Below are 6,502 nucleotides of genomic sequence, written 5' to 3'. Positions count from 1 at the left end.
CTTCAAGTGTTAGCTAAGTGGAGGGAGTATGTCACTATAGGACGATCCCACGCGGACGCCCACAGAACCTGCCGCAAGCGGCTTTTTCGGATGCTCCGTAAAATGAATTCCACGGAATTTCCTATATTACAAAAGACACCCGCCTCCGGCCATCTCTGACCGGAAAGCAGGTGTCTCTATAAGGGAAACATAAAAAATTGTGAAGCTGTTATTACAGCACAACACCGTCTTTAAAGATGGAGATTTCGCGGAAGCCTTTCTCCTCAGCCTTTGTCTGTTTTCCGCCGGCAACCTCGATCACAAGCTGCAGAAGTCTCTTCGCAGCATCATCAATGGTCTCGCCGTCAGCGATCGGACCGGCATCGAAGTCGATCCAGCCTTTCTTTCTCTCCGCAAGCTGGCTGTTTGTCGCCAGTTTTAAGGTCGGAGCCGGTGCACCAAACGGTGTTCCGCGACCTGTTGTGAACAGGATCATGTGCGCTCCGGCAGCCGTCATGGCTGTTGCAGATACCAGATCATTGCCTGGTCCGTAAAGCATATTAAGTCCCTTTGTGACAACAGGATCACCGTAGCCGATAACGTCCATGATCGGGGCTGTACCGCCCTTCTGGACACATCCGCAGGATTTATCCTCAAGGGTAGTGATACCGCCCTGCTTGTTTCCTGGGCTCGGGTTGTCGTATACGACCTCGTGGTGGCTGATGAAGTAGTTCTTAAAGCCGTTGATCATGTTGACGGCTTTGTCGAATACTTCTTTATTTACACAGCGGTTCATTAAGAAACCTTCCGCTCCGAACATCTCCGGAACCTCTGTAAGCACAGTAGAACCGCCTCTGGCTGCCATCATATCGCTGAAACGTCCGACAGTCGGGTTTGCGGTGATGCCGGAAAGTCCGTCGGAGCCTCCGCACTTCATGCCGACAACAAGCTCACTGACCGGGATCGGCTCTCTCTCAAACTGCGCCGCGTATGCGGAACATTCCTCAAGAAGCTTTCTTCCTGCCTCAAACTCATCATCCACTTCCTGACAGGTCAGGAATTTTACACGATCATGGTCGTAATCGCCAAGCTCTTCCAGGAACTGCTCGTGGGTCAGGTTCTCACAGCCAAGTCCCAATACGAGAACTGCGGCTGCGTTCGGATGACGGACAAGGGCTGCCAAAAGCTTTCTTGTCTGTGCATGATCTGCCCCTGTCTGGCTGCAGCCGAACGGATGCGGGAATGTATAGAGTCCGTCAATGGTGCCTTTCACAAGATCCTGATTGTCGCGGACCATTTTCTTTGCGATATCATTGACACAGCCTACGGTCGGGATGATCCAGATCTCATTGCGGATCGCCGCGCGGCCGTCTTTTCTGCGGAAGCCCATAAAGGTCTCCGGCTCAACTTTTTCCGGGAAGTCGAGGGACGGAGTATAGGTATACTCCATCTCTCCTTCCAGATTTGTCTTCACGTTGTGGGTGTGCATCCATGCACCGGCCTCTGCGTCTGCTGTCGCGTGACCGATGGCAAAGCCGTATTTGACGATATTCTCACCGTTTTTGATCGGTTTTAACGCGATCTTGTGGCCCTGTGGGATGTCCTCAAGCGCTGTGACTGTGATGCCGCCTGCAGTGACCTCCTCACCTTTTTTAATTGGGTGAAGAGCGACCGCTACGTTATCCAGTCTGGAAATCTGAATTACTTTCATATGTTAATTAAAGGCAGCTTGCAAATGCAGCCTTTGCTCCTTCCGTGCGAATCTTCTTAAGGTCAGCGACAACCTTCTCCTCAAGACCAGCGATCTTTGTGAGATCCTGATCCCACATCTTCTCGTTAGTGAGAACTGCGTTTACAAGAGCCTCTGCGGAGTCATCCTTGTGCGCATAGTAGAACTCAAGTGCCCATCTGTCATCGCTTACGGTGTACTCGTTGCCGGCCGGACGCTTGCAAACAAGACCTGCGTCTGTCAGAGCCTGGATATCATTGCTGTAGAATGCGATATAAGCTGCTAAGGACATGGTCAGGCACTCCGGAAGCTTACCGGTCTCTTTGATGTACTCAAGGAAGGACGGCATGTTTCTTGCTTTCCACTTAGATGTGGAGTTTAAGGAGATGCTCATTAACTCATGGTCAACGAACGGGTTGTTGAAACGATCCTGTACTGCGGATGCGAACTGCATTAAGTCGTTCTTGTCAAGCGGAAGTGTCGGGATAACCTCATCGTAGAGCATCTTGTTCATGAAGCCCTTGATGACCTCGTCATGCATACAGTCACGAACGATGTTCTCGCCTGCAAGGTAAGCGCCGAGTACGAAACCTGTGTGAGCGCCGTTTAAGATTCTAACTTTTCTCTTCTTGTACGGGCTCATATCCGGTGTTACGAATACTTTGTCAAGAAGTCCTGCTTTCTTGAACGGAAGGATGTCGTTTAACTTCTCATCGCCTTCGATAACCCATACGCCGAATACCTCGCCGACATCTGTAAGCGGGTCAGCGTAGCCGTTCTTCTGCTCAAGCTCAGCAACTTCGTTTGCGTCTTTGATGCGGCCCGGAACGATACGGTCTACTAAGGAACCGCAGAAGGTGCAGTCTTCGTTTACGTATTTCTTAAAGCCATCCTCAAGTCCCCACTGCTCGATGTACTGGTTTACGCACTTTAATAGCTCTTTACCGTTGTTGTCGATCAGCTCGCAGGCAAGCATGATGATACCTTTCTTTCCTGCTTTGTAACGATGATAGAGAACCTGAGTTAATTTTGCCGGGAAGCTGGACGGCGGGCAGTCATCCTGTTTGCAGGACGGATCATACTGGATACCAGCCTCTGTTGTGTTGGAAACGATGATCTCAAGATCGTCGCTTGCAGCAACCTCCATCATCTTCTCGTAATCCTCTTTCTCATACGGATTTAAGCAGCGGTTTACGCTGGAGATCACTCTCTTAGCGTCTACCTTCTGTCCGTTCTCGCTTCCGCGAAGGTACAGTGTGTAGAGACCTTCCTGCTCGTTGATCATCTTTGCAAGACCTGGAGCGATCGGCTGTACCAGGCAGCACTTTCCGTTCCAGCCTGCCTTCTCATTTGCAAGGTCGAACCAGTAATCTACGAAAGCACGAAGGAAATTTCCCTCACCGAACTGAAGAACTTTCTCCGGTGCGTCTTTTAATACATATCCATCATAACCAGATTTTTTGAGAACATCATAATTTAAGCGTTCCATAACTCTTATAATCCTTTCTATATTATTTATAATGTATTGGGGTAATATTCCTTATATCATGCAAGGAACTATCCATCTTATTGAAAACTATATAATTTAATCGAAAGCTGTTGTTTACCACATATTTCCGTCTTCATCAAACGGCATCTCTTCAGGCTCGGACTCAATCGTCATTCCCGGAATATGATGAGCCTCTTCCCAGTAAGATTCAGACAGCCAGATATGATCAATATGAAGGCTATTATGAATTCTGACAACACGCGGATTCTTTTTATCGATCTCATTGCAGCTTCTGATGCATACCTGAATGCATTCTTTATCGCTTTCCATAACAATCGGAATACGAACGCCTCCAAGGACAGTACATGTGATTGCATTCGGGTACATGGAAGCAAGGTCAAGCTGATCAAATACACGTTTGGTCGTTGCACTGGAATATCCAAGTCCTATTCCGTTTCCGTGAGTTTCCGGACTCAGATCAAGTACAGCAACACGCTGGGCATCAATTCCACCCGTTGCATACGGAGTGCAGAACGTACCTGTAATATTCGGATCCATGCCATCACCGCTGAAATTCTTGCCGATCTGGTCCACAATCAGCACATCACATGAATCCACAAGGATTCTTGGCATCAGATCTGCTGACTCCTGTAAAAGTCCTGGCTCTAACGCTTCAATATCTTCAGCAGCAACAGCAACAATCTTACAGGTCTCATCATATGCATTTTCAATTGTCGGAACAGCAAACAGGATCGGAGCATTCTTGATGATGCATTTTCCAAACAAAGGAACATTCTTGCCCATATTCTTGAATCCTGCCTCGTGGCAGACCTCTGCTCCATACTGTTTTCCAAGTCCAATTGCCATCATCTTCATCATACCACTCTGGTACGGGCCACGAAATGCTGTATGCGGTTTAATTCTGCACCCTAAAATAATTCCATCTGCTTCTGCCGCATTTTTATCAATATAGACATCTCCGCCTTCGTCATTTACACCGATTTTCTTTACTTCCATGGATGAAATGATTGGGCAGCCAATGTATTCTTCTGTAATTCCATAACCAGTAAGAATCGCCTTCTGTCCTTCTGCAGTTGCGCCACCATGGCTTCCCATGGCCGGTACTACAAACGGATGTGCGCCTCTGGATTTTACAAAATCCGCAATGCACTTTGTTGTCAGGGCATTATTAGCGATACCTCTTGAACCGGCGGTGATTGCAATACGCATTCCCGGCTTTACACGGGAAGCAAATTTCTCTTGGTTGAGTAAATTTTCAATGATTTCTGGGATCTCTTCCGGTTCGATCTTTGGACGCGGAAAAGTCTGTTTTACGCGGAACATTTTAGGAACGTAGGTATCCTTTACCATGTCTGCCACAAACTGTCTTTCTCTCATAACGGATTCCTTTCTTTGTGAAGTTCAAGCAAATTTGCGTACGGGATATATCCCGTACGCAAAAGCTCATTTTAATACGATTAGTAAATCAGGTCAACCAGGAATGTTGTAAGCGGCGGGAAGTATGTAAGTACCAGCATATCGATCAGGAATAACAGGTAGAACGGTTTTGCTTCCTTGATGAAGTCCTTTGTACGGCAACCTGTAACGCCACAGGTTACAAACATCAAAGTTCCCATAGGCGGTGTAAAAGCACCAATCGTACAGTTGAAAATATAAACCATTGCAAAGTGTACCGGATCGATACCAAACGCAACAGCTACCGGGTGTAAAAGAGGAGCAAGTACAATCATGGAGGCATTACCCTCGATAAACATTCCTACAACAATCAGGAATACGTTACAAATCAGAAGGAATATAAACTTATTAGAAATCGCGCTTGTCATCCAGCTTGCAAGGGTCTGCGGAATCTGCTCCTTTGTGAGGATCCAGGAGAAGCAGGATGCAGCCGCTACGATCAGCATAATGGAGGATGTTGTCGTAACTGTTTCCTTGCAGCCCTTAACGAAATCAGAAACCTTCATCTCATGATAAAGGATACCAAGTATCAATGCGTAAACAATTGCGACCGTACCGGCCTCAGTTGCAGTAAATACGCCAATACGAACACCGCCAATGATGATAATTGGAAGAAGCAACGGTAAGATAGCTGGTTTGATTGCTGCCCATTTCTCGCTTACCGGAATCTTGGTTGTACGATGCGGCATATATCCGCGTTTCTTTGAAACGAAACGCGTAAAGATCATTAACGTAACGCTCAGAACGATACCCGGTCCAATTCCAGCGACGAAAAGTTTTCCGACAGAAATGTTACAGATACATGCATAAATGATAAGTCCGGTTCCCGGCGGGATTAACGGAACGATCATTCCGGAGGCTGCGGTGATTACCGTGGAGAACGGTTTTGAATATCCCTCTGCTTCCATGGACGGAACGAGCATTTTACATTCCATAGCTGCATCTGCCAGAGAGGATCCGGATAAACCGCCCATAAGTGTGGATAACAGAACGTTAACCTGTGCAAGTCCACCATACCAACGAGAAGTTAAAACATTACAGCACTCCATGATTCTTCTCGTAACGCCTGTATAGTTCATAAATACACCGGCCATAACGAAGAACGGAATTGCCAAAAGGGACAGTCCCTGTGATCCTGCCAGTACCTGCTGTGCAAATACCATGGAATTCACATTCGGGCTTCCAATGAAATAAATTACCGAAGCGGCGAGAACCGAAATATATACCGGAACTTTTAAAAACAGCAGAACCAGAAGGGCAATTGCTGCAATAACAATAACGTGATTCATTATTTCTTTTTCGCCTCCTCGAATTCTTCTTCTGAGATCGATTCAATGACTTCTTTTTCAGAGTAGCCAAAGAAATTAACGATTACAAAGTTGTAAAGCTGCCATATGCAGGAAATCGGTGTAAGGCAGTAGATCAGCTGATAAGATAAATGAAGAACTGCTGTCTTACGTCCAGTTGCCGCAAACATATTGATATAATCAATACTTGTCTTCGCTAAGAATAATAAAGTACCAATGCTGACCAGAAGAATGAAAACATTCAGGATCTTCTGTACCATCTTCGGAAACATTTCATAGAAGATCTCGATAGCCGCATGGTTAGCAGTACGATATGCCGCACCGGCAGCGCCAAAAATAACCCATACGATCAAGGCGGCCTGCACTTCCTCGATCCAGCCGAACGGGCGGCCCACAACATAGCGGGCAATTACCCCAGAGAATGTCAATGCCACAAGAAGCACCATTGCTGCAGATGCGATTACAACATCAATGTTCAGCAGCATGACTTTCCAGTTCTTTTTGTTTTCCATGTTTTACCTC

Annotated in this window: 5 protein-coding genes; all 5 read right to left on the bottom strand. The window is 46.8% G+C overall.

The annotated features are described in order from the left end of the window. Positions 1-211: 211 nt before the first annotated feature. The 5 genes from DXA87_RS04675 to DXA87_RS04655 all read right to left on the bottom strand — a co-directional run bounded on the left by DXA87_RS04675 (position 212) and on the right by DXA87_RS04655 (position 6,492). Positions 212-1,690, bottom strand: coding sequence for an altronate dehydratase family protein (locus tag DXA87_RS04675; RefSeq protein WP_117503430.1), 1,479 nt, complete (start codon positions 1,688-1,690; stop codon positions 212-214). A gap of 7 nt (positions 1,691-1,697) precedes the next feature. Then, positions 1,698-3,197 (bottom strand): tagaturonate reductase, encoded by a 1,500-nt coding sequence (locus DXA87_RS04670; protein ID WP_015552574.1) that lies wholly within the window; start codon positions 3,195-3,197, stop codon positions 1,698-1,700. Positions 3,198-3,311: 114 nt separating this feature from the next. Continuing rightward, positions 3,312-4,595 carry a lactate racemase domain-containing protein gene (locus DXA87_RS04665; RefSeq protein ID WP_015552575.1) on the bottom strand — a complete coding sequence of 428 codons (1,284 nt, stop codon included), beginning with the start codon at positions 4,593-4,595 and terminating at the stop codon, positions 3,312-3,314. An 80-nt stretch (positions 4,596-4,675) separates the two neighbouring features. Beyond that, the gene (locus DXA87_RS04660; protein WP_015552576.1) at positions 4,676-5,962 is read right to left on the bottom strand and encodes a TRAP transporter large permease; all 1,287 of its coding nucleotides are present in this window, start codon (positions 5,960-5,962) and stop codon (positions 4,676-4,678) included. Continuing rightward, positions 5,962-6,492 (bottom strand): TRAP transporter small permease subunit, encoded by a 531-nt coding sequence (locus DXA87_RS04655; protein ID WP_117503429.1) that lies wholly within the window; start codon positions 6,490-6,492, stop codon positions 5,962-5,964. The genes DXA87_RS04660 and DXA87_RS04655 overlap by 1 nt, the downstream gene beginning before the upstream one ends. Between the last annotated feature and the right edge of the window lie 10 nt (positions 6,493-6,502).

Source organism: Desulfotomaculum sp. OF05-3, assembly GCF_003435535.1.
Lineage (GTDB): Bacteria > Bacillota > Clostridia > Lachnospirales > Lachnospiraceae > Pilosibacter > Pilosibacter fragilis.
Note: the sequence above shows the minus strand (reverse complement) of the source record. Positions and strands in the feature narration are given on the sequence as shown.